Annotated in this window: 17 protein-coding genes, 1 tRNA gene and 1 riboswitch; of the genes, 14 read left to right on the top strand and 4 right to left on the bottom strand. The window is 64.9% G+C overall.

Translation table 11 applies throughout. The features are described 5' to 3' along the window. Positions 1-317: 317 nt before the first annotated feature. Positions 318-575, top strand: a complete 258-nt coding sequence (locus JNB89_RS07635) for a hypothetical protein (RefSeq protein ID WP_013340206.1) — start codon at positions 318-320, stop codon at positions 573-575. A 112-nt stretch (positions 576-687) separates the two neighbouring features. Here the strand turns inward: JNB89_RS07635 and JNB89_RS07640 are convergent. From JNB89_RS07640 to pepN, 3 genes are all read right to left on the bottom strand, one after another. Next, positions 688-763, bottom strand: a tRNA-Thr gene (locus tag JNB89_RS07640). A gap of 54 nt (positions 764-817) precedes the next feature. Continuing rightward, a complete protein-coding gene (locus JNB89_RS07645) occupies positions 818-1,834 on the bottom strand; it encodes a class 1 fructose-bisphosphatase (protein WP_013340205.1) in 1,017 nt (338 codons plus the stop codon). Positions 1,835-2,221: 387 nt separating this feature from the next. Beyond that, the gene (pepN, locus tag JNB89_RS07650) at positions 2,222-4,930 is read right to left on the bottom strand and encodes an aminopeptidase N (RefSeq protein WP_220361810.1); all 2,709 of its coding nucleotides are present in this window, start codon (positions 4,928-4,930) and stop codon (positions 2,222-2,224) included. Positions 4,931-5,181: 251 nt separating this feature from the next. On the opposite strand from pepN, the gene JNB89_RS07655 reads away from it, so the two are divergent. Continuing rightward, positions 5,182-5,901: a DUF4136 domain-containing protein gene (locus JNB89_RS07655; protein ID WP_220361811.1), complete on the top strand. Its 720-nt coding sequence runs from the start codon at positions 5,182-5,184 to the stop codon at positions 5,899-5,901. Positions 5,902-6,035: 134 nt separating this feature from the next. Here the strand turns inward: JNB89_RS07655 and JNB89_RS07660 are convergent, their stop codons facing one another. Next, positions 6,036-6,608, bottom strand: a complete 573-nt coding sequence (locus JNB89_RS07660; RefSeq protein WP_135892860.1) for a TMEM165/GDT1 family protein — start codon at positions 6,606-6,608, stop codon at positions 6,036-6,038. A gap of 7 nt (positions 6,609-6,615) precedes the next feature. After that, positions 6,616-6,836, bottom strand: a riboswitch (yybP-ykoY riboswitch). 535 nt (positions 6,837-7,371) lie between these two features. On the opposite strand from JNB89_RS07660, the gene JNB89_RS07665 reads away from it, so the two are divergent. From JNB89_RS07665 to JNB89_RS07720, 12 genes are read left to right on the top strand one after another with little or no spacing between them, the layout of a single operon-like run. Continuing rightward, positions 7,372-8,277, top strand: coding sequence for a beta-ketoacyl synthase chain length factor (locus tag JNB89_RS07665; RefSeq protein WP_220361812.1), 906 nt, complete (start codon positions 7,372-7,374; stop codon positions 8,275-8,277). Continuing rightward, on the top strand, positions 8,261-9,055 hold the full coding sequence (locus tag JNB89_RS07670) for a lysophospholipid acyltransferase family protein (protein ID WP_135892858.1): 795 nt from the start codon (positions 8,261-8,263) through the stop codon (positions 9,053-9,055). Before JNB89_RS07665 ends, JNB89_RS07670 begins: the two co-directional genes overlap by 17 nt. After that, positions 9,030-9,329 carry a phosphopantetheine-binding protein gene (locus JNB89_RS07675; RefSeq protein ID WP_013340199.1) on the top strand — a complete coding sequence of 100 codons (300 nt, stop codon included), beginning with the start codon at positions 9,030-9,032 and terminating at the stop codon, positions 9,327-9,329. The genes JNB89_RS07670 and JNB89_RS07675 overlap by 26 nt, the downstream gene beginning before the upstream one ends. Next, entirely contained in the window at positions 9,326-9,583 is a 258-nt protein-coding gene (locus tag JNB89_RS07680; protein WP_013340198.1) for an acyl carrier protein, read from the top strand. The genes JNB89_RS07675 and JNB89_RS07680 overlap by 4 nt, the downstream gene beginning before the upstream one ends. Further along, complete coding sequence (locus JNB89_RS07685) at positions 9,583-10,245, top strand: membrane protein (RefSeq protein ID WP_013340197.1); 663 nt, start codon at positions 9,583-9,585, stop codon at positions 10,243-10,245. Before JNB89_RS07680 ends, JNB89_RS07685 begins: the two co-directional genes overlap by 1 nt. Continuing rightward, positions 10,242-11,963: an AMP-binding protein gene (locus JNB89_RS07690; protein WP_220361813.1), complete on the top strand. Its 1,722-nt coding sequence runs from the start codon at positions 10,242-10,244 to the stop codon at positions 11,961-11,963. The genes JNB89_RS07685 and JNB89_RS07690 overlap by 4 nt, the downstream gene beginning before the upstream one ends. Then, positions 11,960-13,684 carry a glycosyltransferase family 2 protein gene (locus tag JNB89_RS07695; RefSeq protein WP_220361814.1) on the top strand — a complete coding sequence of 575 codons (1,725 nt, stop codon included), beginning with the start codon at positions 11,960-11,962 and terminating at the stop codon, positions 13,682-13,684. The genes JNB89_RS07690 and JNB89_RS07695 overlap by 4 nt, the downstream gene beginning before the upstream one ends. Beyond that, a complete protein-coding gene (locus JNB89_RS07700) occupies positions 13,671-15,281 on the top strand; it encodes an HAL/PAL/TAL family ammonia-lyase (RefSeq protein ID WP_220361815.1) in 1,611 nt (536 codons plus the stop codon). The genes JNB89_RS07695 and JNB89_RS07700 overlap by 14 nt, the downstream gene beginning before the upstream one ends. Continuing rightward, on the top strand, positions 15,278-15,709 hold the full coding sequence (locus tag JNB89_RS07705; RefSeq protein ID WP_027212379.1) for an acyl-CoA thioesterase: 432 nt from the start codon (positions 15,278-15,280) through the stop codon (positions 15,707-15,709). Before JNB89_RS07700 ends, JNB89_RS07705 begins: the two co-directional genes overlap by 4 nt. Next, a complete protein-coding gene (locus tag JNB89_RS07710; protein ID WP_220361816.1) occupies positions 15,697-16,365 on the top strand; it encodes a LolA family protein in 669 nt (222 codons plus the stop codon). The genes JNB89_RS07705 and JNB89_RS07710 overlap by 13 nt, the downstream gene beginning before the upstream one ends. Continuing rightward, positions 16,365-18,863, top strand: a complete 2,499-nt coding sequence (locus JNB89_RS07715) for an MMPL family transporter (RefSeq protein ID WP_220361817.1) — start codon at positions 16,365-16,367, stop codon at positions 18,861-18,863. Before JNB89_RS07710 ends, JNB89_RS07715 begins: the two co-directional genes overlap by 1 nt. After that, complete coding sequence (locus tag JNB89_RS07720; RefSeq protein WP_220361818.1) at positions 18,860-20,044, top strand: beta-ketoacyl-[acyl-carrier-protein] synthase family protein; 1,185 nt, start codon at positions 18,860-18,862, stop codon at positions 20,042-20,044. Before JNB89_RS07715 ends, JNB89_RS07720 begins: the two co-directional genes overlap by 4 nt. Positions 20,045-20,047: the final 3 nt, after the last annotated feature.

Consider the following 20,047-nt stretch of genomic DNA (forward strand, 5'->3'; position numbering starts at 1 on the left):
GCTAAAAGTCGAACGTTCGTTTATTACCGATTGTGTGATAAGCAGAAGCCGCTTCGCTTATCCCTTTGTAAACGAGCGACGTGTCATGGCGTTGACGGTTAGCCGGAGTTTTTTAGCGAGGGGAAAGAACGGTCGCCCCCGGCCGAATGCGGCGCGCAATATCGTTTGGGGTCAACTGCTCCCGTCAGCACTTCGCGACAAAACCTTCGTTTTTCGATGCCGCCATTCGACACTGCAGCGGCGACTTTCATGACCCGAAGAACCATCCCCATGCCTAGGTGCGTTGGCCAACGGACGCACCCCTACCAATACGGAAGATGGTGATCTTCGCCTTCAGAGAGTTCGTCATGGAAAACGCTGTGTACTGGAATGGACGCCAGGTCGGAATCGAGTGCGACGGCCGCATCTCGTGGTTTTCGTCAGCGCCGTCGGAGGCGGTGGCTGCGTATGGAAACAAGCGAAACAAGCAACAAGCGCAGGCGCAGCAGTGCGGTACCACCGGCGATGATGTTCTCGCGCACAACCTGAGCCGGGTCGCGCACTGGCAGTTCGAGGTGACGAACTTCCGTGGGTAGTGGGTAGGCCGAACGGGGAGAGCTGCGTCGAATTGCGATCAGCAAGCATCGATGCATCGACGAAAAGCAAAAAGCCCAGTCACGCGGACTGGGCTTTTTGCTTGATTCTTGATGGTGCCGGAAAGAGGAATCGAACCCCCGACCTTCGCATTACGAATGCGCTGCTCTACCGTCTGAGCTATTCCGGCATCAGGAGAAACGAGATTATAGGGACTTCTTTATTGGCTTGGCAAGCCCCTCGCTTATTTTTTTGTTTCGAGATGGTAGCGGGTCACGCGATCCACTTCGTTCTTCGACCCAAGGAACACCGCGACGCGCTCATGCAGGCTCTTCGGCTGAATGTCGAGAATGCGTTTTTCGCCATTGGTCGCAGCGCCGCCTGCCTGCTCGACAATAAATGCCATGGGGTTCGCTTCGTACATCAGGCGCAGCTTGCCGGGCTTTTCCGGCGTGCGTTTGTCCGCGGGGTACATGAAGATGCCGCCGCGATTCAGAATACGGTGGACGTCCGCGACCATCGAGGCGATCCAGCGCATGTTGAAGTCGCTCTGACGCGGGCCTTCCTTGCCTTGCTTCAGTTCGCCAATGTATTGCTCGACAGGCGGATACCAGTGGCGTTCGTTCGACGCATTGATCGCGTACTCGCGCGTCTCCACAGGAATGCGCATATCGCTTTGCGTGAGCACCCACGAACCGAGCTCACGATCGAGCGTGAAGCAGTTCACGCCGTTGCCGGTGGTCAACACGAGCACGGTTTGCGGTCCATACACCGCATAACCTGCGGCGACCTGCTGCGTGCCTGGCTGCAGGAACGACTGTTCGGTTGGCTGCTGGCCGTCCGGGCAGCGCAGCACCGAAAAGATCGTGCCGATCGACACGTTCACGTCGATATTCGACGAGCCGTCGAGCGGATCGAACACGAGCAGATACTCACCCTTCGGATAGTTCGCCGGGATCGGGAAGAACTGCTCCATCTCCTCGGACGCCATGCCTGCCAGATTGCCGCCCCATTCGTTCGCTTCGAGCAGAATCTCGTTGGACAGAATATCCAGCTTCTTCTGTACCTCGCCCTGAACGTTTTCGCTGCCCGCGGTGCCGAGCGCATCGCCCAACGCGCCCTTGCTGACGTGATAGCTGATCGCCTTGCATGCGCGCGCGACGACTTCGATCAAAAGGCGCAGGTCGGCCGGCAGGTTGTTGGTTTCCCGCTGCTGCTCGATCAGGTACTTCGTGAGAGTGGTACGACGTTGCAAGGACATTGCTGTACTCCAGGAGGCTTGAGGAATATCCCGATTTTAACCGCTCGGTGTGTCCGCTCCGTGCTTTTACGATCTGTACAGACCTCGAACGTGAGCGCTGCACGCTGAAGAGGCGGCGCATGGCGCGAGCAAAGCGCCCTTGCAGTGGGAAATTCGCGCCATGCCTTTGGCGCAAGACGTCGTGACTGTGCGAATGACTCGACGCGCTGCATTCAATGCAAACGGGCAAGTAAACGCGCTTGCATTCTCACAGCAAGCGGCGCAAGAACAGTCGGCCAAACGGCTAAGCTTGACGTCAACAGTGCTCGCCCGCCTTGCCACCGGCAGGCGAAAAAAAGCCGGCAACGCGTGCCGGCTTTTCCGGATCGGGCACCGCTCAAACTTGCGTCATGCGAGTGCCTTCTCGACAATTTCGCGCACGTCACGCGACTTGACCTGCGAGGCCACTTTCTCCAGCGCGGCGCGCATGCCTTCGCGAAGCGTCGGCGTAAAGCGACGCCACAGCTCGAGCGAGCGGGCGAGGCGGGCGGCCACTTGCGGATTGATGGCGTCCAGCGCGATCACCTGGTCCGCCCAGAACGCATAGCCGGAGCCGTCTTCGGCGTGGAATTGCGCAGGGTTCGCCGCGCAGAAGCTGAAGATCAGCGAGCGCGCGCGGTTCGGATTTTTCAGATTGAAGGCTGGGTGCGTCATCAGCTTGCGCACGATGTCGATAACCGGACGCTGCGCACTGCCGCGCTGGGTGGCTTGCAAGGCGAACCACTTGTCGATGACGAGCGGTTCCTTTTCGAAGCGCCGGTAAAAGTCGTCGAGCGCGTGTTGGGCCTCGGCGCTGGCTCCGTCGGCCGCCGCCGCTGCGTTCAGCAGCGCGGACAACGCGGCGGCGCGGTCCGTCATGTTGTCCGCGGCATCGTACTGCGCCGACGCAAGCTGCACGGCTTGCGCCGGATCGTCGAGTTCGGTGAGATAGGACAGCGCGAGGTTCTTCAGCGCACGATGGCCGGCTGCCGTCGGCGTAGCCTCGTAAGGACCGGGCGTACGGTGCTGCTCATAGATGTTGAGCCAATCGCTCCTGAGCGCATTGGCAAGACGCTTGCGCACGAACTGCCGCGCGGCATGCACGGCGGCCGGATTCGATTCCGCCATCTGCTCGGCGAGATACGCTTCGGACGGCAGCATCAGCGCAAGTTCGCGGAACGCCGGCGAAAGCGATTCGTCCGTGAGCACGCGTGCGAACGCCGCAGTCACGGAGTCGTCCAGTTGCAGTTCAGCACCGTTCGCGGCGCGTGCCGCGAGCGTCAGCAGCTCGCGCGTGGCAAGCCGCTGACCGGCCTCCCAGCGGTTGAACGGGTCGCTGTCGTGTGCAAGCAGGAAAGCGAGTTGTTCGGCCGAGTAATCGTATTCGACGATCACCGGCGCCGAGAAATTGCGCAGCAATGAGGGCAGCGGCGCCTCCGCCACGTTGACGAACGTGAAGGTCTGCTCAGTCTGCGTCAATTCGAGCACGCGCGTCGTCGAGCCCGACGCTTGCGCCTCGCCTTCCAGTTGCAGCGGCAGATCTTTACCGTCCTTGCCGATCAGGCCGATTGCGAACGGAATCAGCAGCGGTCCCTTCTGCGTTTCGCGTGCGCTGGGCGCGGCCTCGCCGTAGCCCTGCGCGAGCGTCACGCTGTAGCGCTGGGTGCCGGCGTCGTAAGCGGTGCGCACGGAGACGCGGGGCGTGCCCGCCTGGCTATACCAGCGCTCGAACTGAGCGAGATCGCGGCCATTGGCGTCGGCGAGCGCATGGCGAAAATCGTCGCAGGTAACGGCCTGGCCGTCATGACGCTTGAAGTACAGGTCCATGCCTTTGCGGAAACCCTCGCGGCCGAACAGCGTCTGGTACATGCGCACGACCTCGGCGCCTTTCTCGTACACCGTCATCGTGTAGAAGTTGTTGATCTCCACGTAGCTTTCGGGACGCACCGGGTGAGCCATCGGGCCGGCGTCTTCGGCGAACTGCATCTGGCGCAGCACGCGTACGTCTTCGATGCGCTTGGTCGCGCGCGCCGCTTCGTCGCTGCCCTGCATCTGGCCGCCTGCCATGTCGGCCGAGAATTCCTGGTCGCGGAACACGGTCAGGCCTTCCTTCAGGCTTAACTGGAACCAGTCGCGGCAGGTCACGCGGTTGCCGGTCCAGTTATGGAAATACTCGTGGCCGACCACTGCCTCGATGTTGGCGAAGTCCGTGTCCGTGGCCGTCTCGGGGTTGGCCAGCACGTACTTCGTATTGAAGATGTTGAGCCCCTTGTTCTCCATTGCGCCCATGTTGAAGTCGCTCACGGCGACAATCATGAAGCGGTCCAGGTCGAGCTCGAGCCCGAAGCGCTGTTCGTCCCAGCGGATCGAGTTGATCAGCGAGTCCATTGCGTGACGGGTCTTGTCCAGATCGTGCGGCTCGACCCAGACCTGCAGCAGCTTTTCCTTACCCGAACCGGTTTTCACGCGTTCTTCGAGCGCCACCAGTTTGCCCGCGACCAGCGCGAACAGATAGCTCGGTTTGCGGAACGGGTCTTCCCAGCGTGCGAAATGGCGACCGTCCGGCAGGTCGCCTTCCTCGAGCAGATTGCCGTTGGACAGCAGCACCGGATAATCCGCCTTGTTGGCTCGCAGCGTGACCGTGTAGGTGGACATGACGTCCGGCCGGTCGAGGAAATAAGTAATGCGGCGAAAGCCCTCGGCCTCGCACTGCGTAAAGAAGTTGCCACTCGACACGTACAGGCCCGACAGCGTGGTGTTCGCCGCCGGGTTGCAGATGCTGGTGAGGGTGAGCTCGAACTGGTCGGGCACATTGTCGAGCACCAGACCGTGTTCGTGCGCATGCACGTTGGCAAAGGGCTGGCCCGCGAGCGTCGCGCCGACGAACTCGAGCTGTTCGCCCATCAGTTCGAGATGCGGCGCGCGCGCCGCATCCGGGTTGCGGCGCACCTGCATGGTGTTCTTGACGACGGTGCGTTCGGGCAGCAGATCGAACTCCAGCGCGACGGTGTCGATCAGGAAGGCGGGCGGCGCATAATCGGCGCGGCGGATCACATTGGGCGTTGCGGTATCGGCCATGGCGTTCTGTAGTGATGGGACTCGAGCGGCCGGCGCGGGGAGGCACGTGCGCCGGGCTTGTCGAGCCATTGTACAAAGCCTCGGGCGATCGTGCGGACTGCCTTGTGCGCGCATAGCCATTCGGCCGATGCATCGCCCCATGCCGGCACCGGTCACGCCGCTGTGGCATTGCGGCCCGGAACGGCGAGGCGCCATCGACGGTCTACGTACAATGCAGGAAACGCCAACACAAACGCTTCACGAGGTAGACCATGAAAACAAACTCCTGGGCGCGCCACGCCATGCTGCTGTTCGCGGCGCTGACCGTGCTGCTGTCCGGCTGCACGACTTATGTGACCACGCAGGTCACCGCGTTCTCCGAGTGGAGCGGCAGCGACGCGACCCGCACGTACGCATTCACACGCGAGCCGGATCAGCAAAACAACCTGGAACTGACCACCTACGAGCGCATCGTCGCCAATGAGTTGGCCACCCACGCGTTTCGCCAGGTCGACACAAATCAGGCGCGCTATCTGGTGGGACTTTCGTATGGAATCCGCTCCGACCTCGTGACGGTCGCCGAGCCGGTGTACTACAACCCCTGGCCCGCGCCTTATTGGGGCTGGGGCCGGCCGTTCGATCCGTGGGGCCCGTGGGGACCGTTCCCCGCCGGTTATGTGAACCAGAGCTATCCGATCTTCACGCACCTGCTGGGCGTACGGATCACCGAGCGCGCGACGGGTAAGGAGGTCTACAACGTGAGCGCGCGCAACTCGGGCGGCGAGTCGTCGCTCGTCAGGGCCATGCCGTATCTGGCGCGCAGCGCGCTCGCCGACTTCCCGCTGGGCAACGGCGTAGTACGTACAGTGAAAATTCCGCTCGACAAGAACGGCGGCGCGTCGAACGAAACCGCGGCCCCCACCGCTGCGCCTGCCGCGGCGACACCGACTGCCGCGCCTGCCGCCGCCTCGGGAGCGAAAGCGGTGCAGTGACGCAACTGTCGGCCGCAGGCACGCGCGATCCGGCGGGCGCTGGCGTCGCGCGAACTGCTCGGGTTGGCGGAACGGTCCAAACCCACCCGAGCGATTCAAAGCGGCCGCAGCGGTTCAAAAGTGCTACGAGCCGCTCAAAGCCCCCCGCCGAACAACGCCATCGTCCCGAGCACCACGAACAGCACGGCGGCAATACCGTGCACCAGCCTGGTCGGCAGACGGTGCGCGAAGCGGCCGCCAAGCACAATGGCCGGCACGTTTGCGAGCATCATGCCGAGCGTGGTGCCGGCCACCACACCGAAGAAATCGTGAAAGCGCGCCGCGAGCGCAACCGTCGCGATCTGCGTCTTGTCGCCCATCTCCGCGAGGAAAAAGGCCACCACGGTCGCGCCGAACACACCGAGATGCGTGCGGTTGGTGTTGGCTTCGTCGTCGTCGAGCTTGTCGGGCACGAGAATCCACAAGCCCATGCCGATGAACGAGATGGCCAGCGCCCAGCGCATCACGGTCGGCGTGAGCAGCGAGCCGAGCCATGCGCCGAGCGCGCCCGCACCCGCGTGATTGACGAGCGTCGCGGCCAGCACGCCGAGAATGATCGGCACCGGCTTGCGATAGCGGGCGGCCAGAACCAGCGAGAGCAGTTGTGTCTTGTCGCCGATCTCGGCGAGCGCGACCGCTCCCGTTGAAATCAGAAAAGCGTGAATCACGTTTTTGAATCCTCGGGCCGAGAAATGTACGAGCGACGACCCACGACACGCCGGGCCCAGTTGCGGCGGGGTGTGGGTCATCGGTCTCGCCAGGCCAGAGGCTGCGGCTGCCATGGCCGGGACGGCCAAGTCTGTTGACAGGCGCCCCCGCGAGCGCACGTTCTGTGAGCCGAGGCCTGACGACCTGGCGAACGCGCTGCGGGGCGGCTACTCCCCAATGAGGGGCGGATTATAGCAGGCGCGGCAGTGTCCGCGGCGCGGCCGCCGAGCCATCGCGCGGCGCCTTTGATGAAACCGCTGCGAAGATACAACTAGCAACAGCGTTTGCAGAAAGTTAATTGAAAGTGTCCAGGGCGATTTTCTCGCTCGCGGCCCGTTCGCGCTCACCGGCAATCCGCTGAATCCTTGTCTATAGGGGATTCCCAAGGTGTTACCTGAAATGTCTGAAAATTCGCAATTACATTCAAAGCAGCGTCGCGGGGGCGAGACGGATACAGATGGATACGTCTTTAGAAGCTGATTTAATCCAGAATATTCAGTATGATTCCGGCGGCTACGGGAGCCCGAGCCAAACCACAAGGCCAATTGCCAAAAGGTCTAAATAATCGGGCCAAAGTGCCGTTAATTCGCTGAACCCTACAAAAGAAGTCTGGATTGCCCTCCGGCTGGAGATTTGCCGGTCCGCTCGGCGCGCATACGCTGTGACGGCTGCTATTCCGTCAGGCGCTTCAGCCTCTCCTTGCTTCTACGCGCGAACACCGATATGCCCGATCCGTACTGGACCATTCCGGTCGCTCGCTGGTCAAGCTGGCCTGCCGCCACCTCTGCCGCACCCGACATCGGTTTTATCGAGCCGATTGTGCGGCGGCGTCTCAGCACGCTTTCCCGCGTCGCGCTGAAGGTTGCGCACGACTGCGTCGGCATGACCGAGGCACGCGTCGTGTTCGCGTCCCGGCACGGCGAACTGCGCCGCACCACGGATATTCTCCGCGCCCTCAGTGCGGGCGAGCCGGTGTCGCCGACCGCCTTCAGTCTGTCGGTGCTCAATGCGATGACGGGCGTGTTCGGCATTGCGCGCGGCGACCGTTCGGCGGCAAGCGCGATCTCGGCCGGGCCGGAAACGCTTGGCTACGCGCTTCTGGAAGCGTACGCGCAACATGCGACGCAGCCGGCCTCGCCGGTGCTGCTGGTGTACGCCGACGAGCCGGCCGACACGGCATACGGCACGATCGAAGACGAAGTGCAGGGCGGAGCCATCGCGATTCTGCTGGGCGGCGAAGCCGTGCAGGGGCATCTGGTGTGCACGCGCTCGCCGGTAGCGGGCGAGCAGGAGGGTCAAGAAGGGCAAGAGGGGCAAGAGGGGCAAGCGTCCCCGCTGCCCGCCGCAAGCGCCGCGGGTGCCATGAGCGCCGCAACTGCCGCGAGCGCCGCAAGTGCCCCGAGCGCCGCAACTGCCACGACTGCCCCGAGCGCCCCGAGCGCCCCGAGCGCCCCGACCGCGACCAATACCGCAACTCCCGGCCCGGAACCAACCACCAGCGCAAAGCCCGCAACCCGCTTCGCCACGCAAAGCCAGGCGCTGCTGCATTGTCTCGAAACCGGCGAGCCCGCCGCCTGGCAAGGCGCCGGCGTCCTATGGCAGTGGAGATGGCATGACCGCGCGGTTTGATTACGCCTGGCGGTTTTTCGCGACCGGCATGGCGTTCGTGGTGTTCGGCATCTGCGGCGTGTTGTTCTCGCTGCTGGTGTTTCCGCTCGCGTGGCTGTGGCCGCATCGCGCGTCGCGGCAGTTCGCGGTGACCAGCGTGATCCACTGGTTTTTCCGCGCGCTGGTGGCCGTATTGCAGCGAATCGGCGTAATGGAGCTCGAAGTGACGGGCGCGCACGCGTTGCGCGCGCGGCGCCCGGCCATCGTGGTGGCGAATCATCCCACCTACCTCGACGTCATGGTGCTGCTTTCGCTCACGCCGCACGCTTGCTGTGTCGTGAAGAACGCGCATTGGAGCAACCCATGTTTCTGGGGCATCGTGCGCTCGGCGGAATATGTCAGCAACGCGGACCCCGCCGAGCTCGTGGAAGCGGGTGCCAGGCAGCTCGCGGCCGGCTATACGATGATCATTTTTCCGGAAGGCACGCGCAGTCCGGCGCGCAACCGGCTGCATGCGTTTTCGCGCGGTTTTGCGCATATGGCGCTCAAGGCCGGGGCACCGATCGTGCCGGTGCTCATGGACTGCGATCCGCCCGCGTTCACCAAAGAGATGCGCTGGTACGACGTGCCCGCGCGAGCGTTCCGCATGCGCGTGAACGTGCTCGAGCCGCTCGCCGCGGACGGGCTCGCGGCGCACGACACCCCACCGGCTCTCGCGGCGCGCAGCGTGACGAGCGCCGTCGAAGCACACATTACCCAGCACCTGTTCGATTATGGATTCTTTAAAACTGGAAATTAAGCAGCTCCTGATCGAAGCACTCGATCTGGAAGACCTGAGCCCCGCCGATATCGACGACGACGCACCGTTATTCGATACCGACGGCATCGGTCTCGATTCGATCGACGCACTGGAAATCGGCATCGTGCTGCGCAAACAATATCAATTGACCATTGCGGCGAACGACGAGCGCACGCGCGAGCATTTCCGCTCGATCAGCACGCTGGCCGCGCTGGTGGCAAGTCAGCGCGAAGCGGCGCACACCGCCAATGAAATTAACAGCAAAGGGGAATGACCGTGTCCGAGGCAGAGATTCTTGAACGCATCCGCGCCATCTTCAAAGAGAACTTCGCAATCGAGCCCGAGAGCGTGACGCCCGACGCGCATCTGTTCGAAGATCTCGATCTGGACAGCATCGACGCAGTCGACCTCGCGATCAAACTGCAGGAAATGACCGGGCGCCGCATCAAGCCGGAAGAGTTCAAGTCGGTGCGCACGGTCGGCGACGTGATCGGTGCGGTCGAATCGCTGCTGGCGACCCAAGGCTGATGCCGGCTACGCGCTCGCGAACGCCGGCAGTGGAGCAGCGGGCCGCCGGTGCTTCGTCAACGGCCGGGCGCCATTGGGTCAAGGCCGTCGTGCAGGTGCTCGTGAAGCTCGCCTACCCGGCGCTGATTCTTTGCGCATGGCGTTGGGACACGCCGCGCTACGTCGGCTGCATGCTGTTTGCGATTCTGTGGCTGCAGCGCTGGGCCGGCAGCGGTCCTGTCGCGACTTCGCTGCGCCGTCTTTCCGCGATCGACTGGACCGTGGTCGGTCTGCTTAGCTGCGCGTCGGCGGCCATCGTCTTCACTAACAGCGAGTTGCTGTTGCGCCTTTATCCGTCGCTCGTCAATCTCGGTCTTCTGATCGCGTTCGGCGCGACGCTTGTGCGCGGACCGTCGATGATCGAGAAATTCGCGCGCCTCGGCAAAGCCGATCTGCCGCCGGGCGCCGTGCGTCACACGAGGCGCGTCACCCAGGTGTGGTGCGGGTTCTTTCTGCTGAACGGCGCTTTCTCCGCCTACACCGCGCTCTACTGGAGCCGCGCGAACTGGTCGCTCTATAACGGCGCGCTTGCCTATTTGCTGATCGGTGTGCTGCTGATCGCGGAAGTCGTGTGGCGCTATCTCGTCGTGCTGCCGCGCGCTGCGCGTTCGGAGGCGGCATGATCGCGCTGCACGACCTGTTGGCTGTCCCGCTCGACGCCGCCGGCCGCAACGTTCCGGTTTGCCGCGACCGCGCCACGGTGCTCGACCGCGCAGCGTTTCGCGCGCGCGTCACGGCGCTGGTCGCGCTGGTGCAAGAAAAGGCCGCGCAACGCTACGCATTGTGCATTGACGATCCGTTCGACTTTGCCTGTGCGTTGTTCGCGCTCTTCGCCTGCGGCAAGGAACCGGTGATACCTGCGAACGCAACGCCCGGCTATCTCGCCGATCTCGCCGATGCCTACGACGTCGTATTGACCGACGCCGCGCTGCCGCCGCACACGCAAGCCGATGCGCGCGCGGCTGCTTCCAGCCCGTGCATCGATACGCGCATGGATACGTGCATCGACCCGCAAGCACCGCTTACGCTCTACACATCCGGCAGCAGTGGCCGTCCGAAGCCGATCCGCAAAACCCTCGCGCAGTTCAATGCAGAAGTGCATACGCTCGAGAAGCAGTGGGGCGCGCTCGTCGGCGACGCGACGATGCTGGCGAGTGTCCCGCATCACCACATCTACGGTCTGCTGTTTCGCGTGATGTGGCCGCTTGCCGCCGGCCGCGCATTCGATCGCGAGATCAGCATCGAGCCGCAGCATCTGCAGGCGCAACTTGCACAATGCGGCGCGGCCGTGATCGTCTCGACGCCCGCGCAGTTGTCGCGCTGGCCGGCGTTACCGGGCTTTGCCGCAATGACGCCCGCGCCGCGTGCGTTTTTTTCGTCGGGCGGTCCGCTCGCGCTCGAAGCCGCCCAGCACTATGCGGCCGCTTACGGCGCCGCGCCGCTGGAAATTTATGGCAGCACCGAGACAGGCGGCATTGCGTGGCGCCGCCAGGACCAGAGCGATGCATGGCAACCGGTAACCGGCATTGAAGTGCGGCGCGACGAGGACGGCGCGCTCAACGTGCGTTCGCCGCATCTCGATCACAGCGGCTGGCATCGTACGGACGACAAGATTGCGTTCGACGCGCAAGGCGGTTTCCGTTTGCAGGGGCGTCTTGACCGCGTGCTCAAGCTCGATGGCAAGCGCGTCTCGCTGCCGGAACTGGAGGCGCGGCTCGCGCTGCATCCGTATGTGATGCAGGCGGCCATCGTGCCGCTCGAAGGCGGCGCGCGCGAGCGCGTCGGCGCTGTCGTCGCGTTGACGGAAGCCGGCAGCGAAGCGTTGCGCGACCAGGGCCGCGTGCTTCTCGCGCAGAGCCTGCGGCGCCATCTCGCCGATTATTTCGACGTGGTCGTATTGCCGCGCCACTGGCGCTTTCGTCTTGCGCTGCCGTTCGACGCGCGCGGCAAGCTGCCGGTCTCGGCGGTCGCCGCGGCGTTCGAGCCGCGCGCGGAGGGCTTCGAGCTGCTCGCCGAGGCGCGCAGCGGCGACACGCTTCACTATGAGTTGCGCGTGCCGGCGACGCTCGCGCATTTCGCCGGCCACTTTCCCGGCTTGCCGATCCTGCCGGGCGTCGTGCAGGTCGACTGGGCAATGCGCCTTGCCGCCGAACAGGTGCCGTGCGTGCGGGCCGCCGCTTCCATCGACCGTCTGAAGTTCATGGCCCCGGTCGCGCCTGGCGCGGTGCTCAAGCTCACGCTCGCGCACGATGCGGCGCGCCGCCGCGTGCAGTTCGCGTACCGGCTGAACGGACGCGAATGCGCGTCGGGCGCGATTGTCTATCCGGAGAGCGCGTCATGAGCATCGCTGCCTGCATCGTGATTCCGATCTACAACCACAAGGACGCGATCGGCGCCACCGTGGCGAATCTGGCGGTACACGGCTTGCCGATCTTCATCGTCGACGACGGCAGCGACGAGCCGACCCAACAGGTGCTCGGCGAACTCGCGCGCCGATATGCGGCACAAGTGACGCTGCTGCGTCTGCCGGTCAACGGCGGCAAGGGCGCCGCGGTCATGGCGGGGTTGCGCGCCGCGCGCCGCGCGAACTACACGCACGCGTTGCAGATCGACGCCGACGGCCAGCACGACGCCGCCGATGTCCCGCGTTTTATCGAGGCCGCGCGCGCCGAACCCGGTGCGGTGATTCTCGGTCGACCCGTGTATGACGAGAGCGTGCCGAAGTCGCGCCTCTACGGCCGTTACCTGACGCACGTGTGGGTGTGGATCGAAACGCTCTCGCTGACCATTCGCGATTCGATGTGCGGGTTCCGGCTCTATCCGCTTGCACTCGCGTGCGAGCTGATCGACAGCGTGCAGTTGCCCACGCGCATGGACTTCGACATCGAGATTCTGGTGCGCCTTTACTGGCGGCGCGCCGCGTTTCGCGCGATTCCCACGCGCGTGACTTACGCGAGCGACGGCGTTTCGCATTTCGACGTGTTGTGGGACAACGTGCGCATCAGCCGCAGTCACACGCGGCTCGTGTGCGGCATGCTGCTGCGTCTGCCGTTGCTCGTCGCGCACAAATTCATGCCGCGCCACAGCGCAACCGCGAATCTCTCGGGCGGGCCCGAAGCGCAGGACTGGTGGCGTATCGCCGAGCGCGGCAGTCATCTTGGCATGTCCTTGCTCGCGTTGAGCTGCAAGCTGTTCGGCCGCCGCTTCACCGCGCTGTGGCTGCATCCTGTCGTCGCTTATTTTCTGCTGACCGGACGTGCGGCGCGCGCGGCCTCGGCCAATTACTTCACGCGTTTGCGCGAGGCCGCGCCGCACGGCGACACGCCGCGCCCCGGCTGGCTTTCCGCCTATCGCCACATGTTGGCCTTCGCGCAATCGGGCTTCGACAAGCTCGCGGCGTGGTCCGGCCGCGTGAACGATACCGATGTGAAATTCGAAGATCCTTCGGCGTTCGAAGCATTGGTTGCGAGCGGCAAGGGCGCGCTCGTGATCGGCGCGCATCTCGGCAATCTGGAAATGACCCGTGCGCTCGCCGCGCAAGGCGCGTATGCGAAAGTCACGGCGGTTGTCTATACCGAACATGCGCGGCGCTTCAATAGCGTGCTCGCGTCTGCGAACAGCGAATTCGCGCGGCATCTGCTCGAAGTCGCGGACTTCGGACCCGAAACCGCGATGCTGATGCAGGAGCGCGTCGACGCGGGCGAGTTGCTCGTGATAGTCGGCGACCGCGTGCCCGCGCACGAGGCGGGCCGCACTACGAGTGCGCGTTTTCTCGGCGCCGATGCGCCGTTCGCGCAGGGCCCCTATGTGCTTGCGCATGCGCTCGGCTGCCCGGTGTATCTGTTCTTCTGTCTGAAAGAGCGCGACGGTTATCGTCTTTACTTCGAGCCGTTCGCGCAGCGCATCGAGTTGCCGCGCCGCGAGCGCACCCAGCATCTCGCAGCGTGGGCGCAGCGTTATGCGGAGCGTCTCGAACACTATTGCCGCAAGGCACCTTATCAATGGTTCAATTTCTTCGACTTTTGGGCCAGCCCCAAGCGAGGCGCAAATGGCCGAACATGATCTGATCGACGCGCCGCAGGCCGGCGCTCACGCAACTTCGCCGCGCGGCGCTCACGCGGCGCCCGTCGTGATCGGTGCGCGCAAGCTCAGCATCGAGGACGTGGTCGCCATCGCGCAGCAGCGCGCACCGGTCGCGTTGAACACGGACCCGGCCTGGCGCGCGCGCATTCAGCGCGGCGCCGACTTTCTGCGTCGGCATCTCGCCGCGGGCGCCACCGTCTACGGCGTCAACACCGGTTATGGCGACGCCTGCGTGGTCGACGTGCCGATGGAACTCGTCGAAGCGTTGCCGCTGCAGCTCACGCGTTATCACGGCTGCGGCATGGGCGACTATCTCGACGACGCGCAGACGCTCGCGGTGATCGCCGCGCGTCTGAACTCGCTGGCCTATGGGTTTTCGGGCGTGCGCCCCGTGCTGCTCGAACGTCTCGCCGACCTCGTCAATCATCGCGTGTTGCCGCGCATTCCCGCCGAGGGTTCGGTCGGCGCAAGCGGCGACCTCACGCCGCTCTCGTATGTCGCGGCGGCTCTCGCGGGCGAGCGCGAAGTCATGTTCGAAGGGCGCCTGCGCGACGTGCGCGAGGTATGGAGCGAACTCGGGCAAACGCCGCTCACGCTCGCGCCGAAAGAGGGCCTTGCACTGATGAACGGCACCGCGGTCATGACCGGCCTTGCGTGTCTCGCGTTCGCCCGCGCGGATCACCTGACGCGCCTCACCGCGCGCCTGACTGCGTTGTCTACCGTGGCGCTCGACGGGCGCGCCGCGCATTTCGACGCGACGCTCTTCGAAGTGAAGCCGCACGCCGGCCAGGCCCAAGCCGCCGCATGGATTCGAGCCGATCTCGAAGGCCGCGACGACACGCCCGGCCACCGCCTGCAGGACCGCTATTCGATCCGCTGCGCGCCGCACGTTATCGGCGTGGCGCGCGATGCGCTCAGCTGGGTGCGCCGCGACGTCGAAAACGAACTGAACAGCGCGAACGACAATCCGCTGATCGACCCCGACAACGAGCGCGTGCTGCACGGCGGCAACTTCTACGGCGGCCACATCGCGTTCGCCATGGACTCGCTGAAGGTGGCGGTGGCGAACCTCGCGGATCTGATGGACCGGCAACTCGCGCTGCTCGTCGACGTGAATTTCAACAACGGCCTGCCGCGCAATCTTACTGGCGCGGCGCCCGAGCGCGCGGCCATCAATCATGGCTTCAAGGCCGTGCAGATTTCGTCGTCCGCGTGGACAGCCGAAGCGTTGAAAAACACCATGCCCGCCAGCGTGTTCTCGCGCTCCACCGAGGCCCACAACCAGGACAAGGTCAGCATGGGCACTATCGCGGCGCGCGACTGCCTGCGCGTGCTCGAATTGACCGAACAGGTGGCCGCGGCGCACACGCTTGCCACAGTGCAGGCCGCGCGGCTGCGTCTGCGGATGGACAGCTCCACGCCGGTGCCGGCGCCGTTGCAAACGTTCATGGAAAGCGTCGCCGCACAGTCGCCGTTCGTCGAGCAAGACCGCGCGCTCGAACACGATCTGCGCGCGCTGAGCGCACGCATTGCCGCATGCGAGTTGCTGCCTTACCGCGGAGATTCACACGCATGAGCGCCGCCCGCAAGCCACTGAGCGCCAGCGCAACGGTCGAAGTGCCGTTTCACGATGTCGACGCGATGAACGTCTGCTGGCACGGTCATTATCTGAAGTACTTCGAGATTGGCCGCGCTGCGTTGTTGCGCGCGTTCGATTACGACTACCGCGAAATGCAGGCATCGGGTTATCTGTGGCCGATCGTGGAGGCACATCTGAAGTACGTGCGCCCGGCTACGTATGGTCAGAAGATCGACGTGCGCACGCAACTGCTCGAACACGAAAACCGCCTGAAAATAGGCTACGAAATCGTCGATTGCGCCTCGGGCACGCGGCTCACGAAGGGCTACACGATTCAGGTGGCGGTTCACGCAGCCACTCAGGAATTGCAGTTCGTGTCGCCGCCCGTGGTCTTCGAAAAACTGGAGCGTGTATGGGGACCATGAATGTTCGCCGGCGGCTCGTCAAGGTGCTGTGTGTGGCCGCGTTGACGAGCGCGCCAGGCGTGGGCACAGCGCCGGTATCGGCGGCCGCCACTGACGGCAATTCGGCACTCGTCTCGCAGATCGCCTCGCATCTCGCAGCAGCCAGGGGCGTGCGCGCGCAGTTCACGCAAACACAAACGCTTGCCGCGATGAAGCAGCCGCTAATCAGCACCGGTTCCTTGCTGTTTCTGCGCGAGCGCGGCGTGATCTGGCAGATCGCGGCGCCGTACAAGGCCACTTACGTGATTACCGACGCAGGCGTCGCCGAACTCGACGCGCGCGGGCAGCGTGTCACCACACGCGGCGCGCAGGGCACGCGCGGCGTCGCGCAAGTCTCGAAGATGATGCGCGCGATGCTGGGCGGCGATCTTTCCGCACTGTATTCGCAGTTCGACGTGCAGGCCGAGGGCAGCGCCGCGAACTGGCGCATGCGGCTCACGCCGAATCAGCCGCAGATCGCGCAGTCCATCAAGAGCATACAGATGAGCGGCGGCGACTACCTGCAGAACTTGCGCATTGCGCTCGCGAACGGCGACATCACGCAACTCGAATTCAGCAGAAGCGAGACGGTGAGCGAGCCTGCGCCGGCCGAACGCAGCCTGCTCGGGGCGCCGTAATGGAGTTGCTGCGCAGGTCGGCGAGGCAGACATGGGGCGTGCGGGCCGCGTGGCTCGTGCTCGCGCTCGCGGCGGCGCTGTATTGCGGCTGGCGTTTCGCCGGACCGTCGCCGTTGCAGACCAATTTTCTCGCGTTGTTGCCCGCGACCGAGGCCGACCCGGTCGCGGAGAAAGCCGTCGATACGCTCGCGAGCGCGCTGGGCGACCGTACCGTTTTTCTCGTCACCAGTCGCGACGACGCGCACGCCAAGGCGGCGGCCAAGCAGCTTGGCGCAGCACTGCAAAAGAGCGGCGCGTTCGCTTCGGTAACCGCGCAATTGCCGCCGTTCGACCTGTCGCGCATCGCGGCGCTGTACCTGCCACATCGCTTCGGTCTGCTCACGCCTGCCGACCGCGACGCAATCGCGGCCGCGCCTGCATCCGGCAGCACGTTGCATGACGCACTGGCCCAACGCATCTATAACCCGTTGCGCGGCGGCCTCACCACTGCGCTTGCAGACGACCCGTTCGGCTGGCTCGAACATTGGCTCGGCAATCTGCCGCTTGCCACCTCGAATCTCGAGCTCGAAGACGGCCTGCTCGTCTCCCACGTAGGCAACGCAACCAGCGTGCTGGTCGTAGCGACGCTGCCAGGCTCGGCCTACGAAAGCAGCACGCAACAGGCCGTGATCGCGGCGCTCTCGCAAGCCGAAAGCGCGCTCAAGCAGACGTTCGCCGACGTTTCGGTGGCGCGCACCGGCGCGGTGTTCTACGCGCAATCGGCGCGCAGCGCAGCGGAGAGCGAGGTGCATGTGATCGGTATGGCGTCGCTCGTCGGCATTGCGTTGCTGATGATGTGGGTGTTCCGCTCGCCGCGCCTGCTCCTGCTGGGTTTCGTTTCCACCGCGTTCGGCATTGTGTGCGCGCTGGCGGTCACGTTGCTGGTGTTCGACAAGCTGCATCTGCTGACGCTCGTGTTCGGCGCGAGTCTGATCGGCGAAGCGGTGGACTATTCGATTCAGTATTTCGTCGTCTATCTCGGTGCGGGGCGCGACTGGGATGCGCGTCGCGGCGCGCATGCCGTGCGCCCTGCGTTGAGCGTGGCGCTTGCAACCAGCCTGCTCGGCTACGCGATCCTCATGTGGGTGCCGTTTCCCGCGCTCAAGCAGATTGCCTGCTTTGCGATGGCCGGCATCGTGACCGCGTTTGCTTCGGTGATGTGGCTGTTGCCCGCGCTGCTGCCGTACGCGCCCCAACGCAGTCCGCGGCGCCTCTTTGGGCGCGCCGCGCGCTTGCTCGGCGCGTGGCATCGGGTGATCGGCGGCCGGCGCGCGTGGCTGGTCGCCGCGCTGTTGCTGATCGCCGCGCTTCCAGGCTGGCTGCGCCTTACGAGCGACGACGATATCCACCTGCTGACTCAGCGCGACCCGTCGCTCGTCGCCCAGGAAGACAAGGTGCGCGCGGCAGTGGGCGTGGATAACAGCGCGCAGTTTTTCGTCGTGCGCGGCGACACGCCGGAGATGGTATTGCAGCGCGCCGAGGCGCTCGGCACGAAGCTCGACGCTCTCGACAGCGCGGCGGACAGAATAAGCGGTTATCAGTCGGTCGCGCAGTTCGTGCCGTCCGCGCAGCAGCAGAATGAGAACCGCGCGTTGCTCGCGCAACATGTTTTCGCCGACCGTGCCGCATTGCGCGCCACGCTGCTGCAAGCGGGCTTCAAGGACGAAGTGGCCGATGCCTGGCTCGCCGCGCAAGCAAGGCCGCAACCCATTCTCACTGTGGACGAGTGGCTCGCCGCGCCGTGGTCGCAACCGTACCGGCACCTGTGGCTCGGCCAGGTCGGCCCGGCTGGCCGCCTCGACGCGGCGAGTAAAGCGTATGCGGCGGTCGTGATCCCGCAAGGCGTGAGCCCGCGCAACGAGCCAGCGTTGATCGCCGCGGCGCGTTCGCTGCCGGGTGTGGTGTTCGTCGACAAGGCCGCGAGCGTATCGAAGCTGTTCGGCGCGTATCGCGTGGATAGCGCCTGGTGGCTCGGCGGCGCGCTGACGCTCGTTCTCGTGCTGCTGATCGTGCGGTACGCCGCACCGCATTCGGCCTCGCGCAGTGCTGGTGACGCAGGTGGCGCAGGCGCCGCAGCGTCCGTCGTGCAACGTCTGCGCGGCGGCGTCGCAGTGACCTTGCCGGTGCTGCTGGCCATAGGCGTCACGCTCGCCGCATTCGGTTATGCGCGCGTGCCGCTCAATCTGTTCAACTGGCTTGCGCTGATGCTCGTGCTCGGGGTCGGCGCGAATTACGCGGTGTTTCTGCGCGAAGGATGCTTGCGCGCGGACGCCGATCTCGGCGCGGTGTGGACCGGCGTGCTGCTGTCCGCGGCCACCACGCTGTTGTCGTTCGGCATGCTCGGCATGAGTGCGATGCCCGCATTGAAGAGCTTTGGCGCGACACTCGCGCTCGGCATTGCGGTGGCGGTGCTGCTCGCGCCGATCGGCATGCCATCGGAAATGAGGAGGGCCGCATGAAAGCGCCATCAGTCTATTTGCACGCGCTCGGCATGATCAATGCGCTCGGCGGCGACCTCGACAGCATCGTGCCGGCCCTCGCGGCAACCGACGCACCCGGCATGACGACGGTGCATACGGGAATCGGCGACGCGTTTGTCGGCAGCGTGGTGACCCCGCTCGAGCTCGCACCCCCTGCGGATCTCGCACGCTACGACTGTCGCAACAACCGCCTGCTGCTGGCCGCTCTCGCGCAGATCGCGCCGGCCGTCGATGCGGCGCGCGAGCGTTATGGCGCGCATCGGATCGGCGTGGTGCTCGGAACCAGCACCTCGGGTATCGAGGCCGCCGAGGCCGCATTCGTCTATCAGGCGCAAGCGGGCGCGCTGCCCGCGAACTTCAATTACCGGCAGATGGAGATCGGCACGGCTGCGCCGTTCGCGGCGGCGGCCCTGGGCGTGAAGGGTCCGGCGTACACGATATCCACCGCATGCACGTCGAGCGCCAAGGCGTTTGCATCGGCGCAGCGTTTGTTGCAATTGCAACTATGCGACGCCGTGGTCGTAGGCGGCGTCGATTCGTTATGCGAGCTGACCGTGCAAGGCTTCGCTTCGCTCGAGTCGACGAGCGGCACGCGCAGCAATCCGCTTAGCCGGAATCGTTGCGGCATCAACGTGGGCGAAGGCGCGGCCGTGTTCCTGATGAGCCGCGACGAAGCAGCGGTGCGTCTTGCGGGTGTCGGCGAATCGAGCGACGCTCACCATATTTCTTCGCCGGATCCGCAAGGCGTCGGCGGCGAACTCGCGTTGCGCGCGGCGCTCGCGGATGCGGGCCTTGCGCCGTCGTCCATCGGCTATGTGAACCTGCACGCCACGGCAACGCGCAAGAACGACGAGATGGAAGCGAGGCTCATGTCGCGGGTGTTTCCCGACGGCGTCGCGACGAGCGGCACCAAGCCGCTGACGGGGCATCAACTGGGCGCGGCGGGCGCCACCGAACTAGGCTTCGCATGGCTCGCGCTCGCGCGCGAAGACGTACCGCTGCCGCGCCACGTGTGGGACGGCGAGGCGGACCCGGCACTGCCCCCGCTCGACCTCGTCGAAAGCGAACGGTTCTTGCCGCGCAGCGCAGGCACGCGGTACGCAATGAGCAACTCGTTTGCGTTCGGCGGCAGCAATGTCAGTCTGATCGTTGCAGGATGAGCG

The sequence above is a fragment of the Paraburkholderia phenoliruptrix genome, assembly GCF_019511605.1.
In the GTDB taxonomy this organism is placed as follows: Bacteria; Pseudomonadota; Gammaproteobacteria; order Burkholderiales; family Burkholderiaceae; genus Paraburkholderia; species Paraburkholderia phenoliruptrix_A.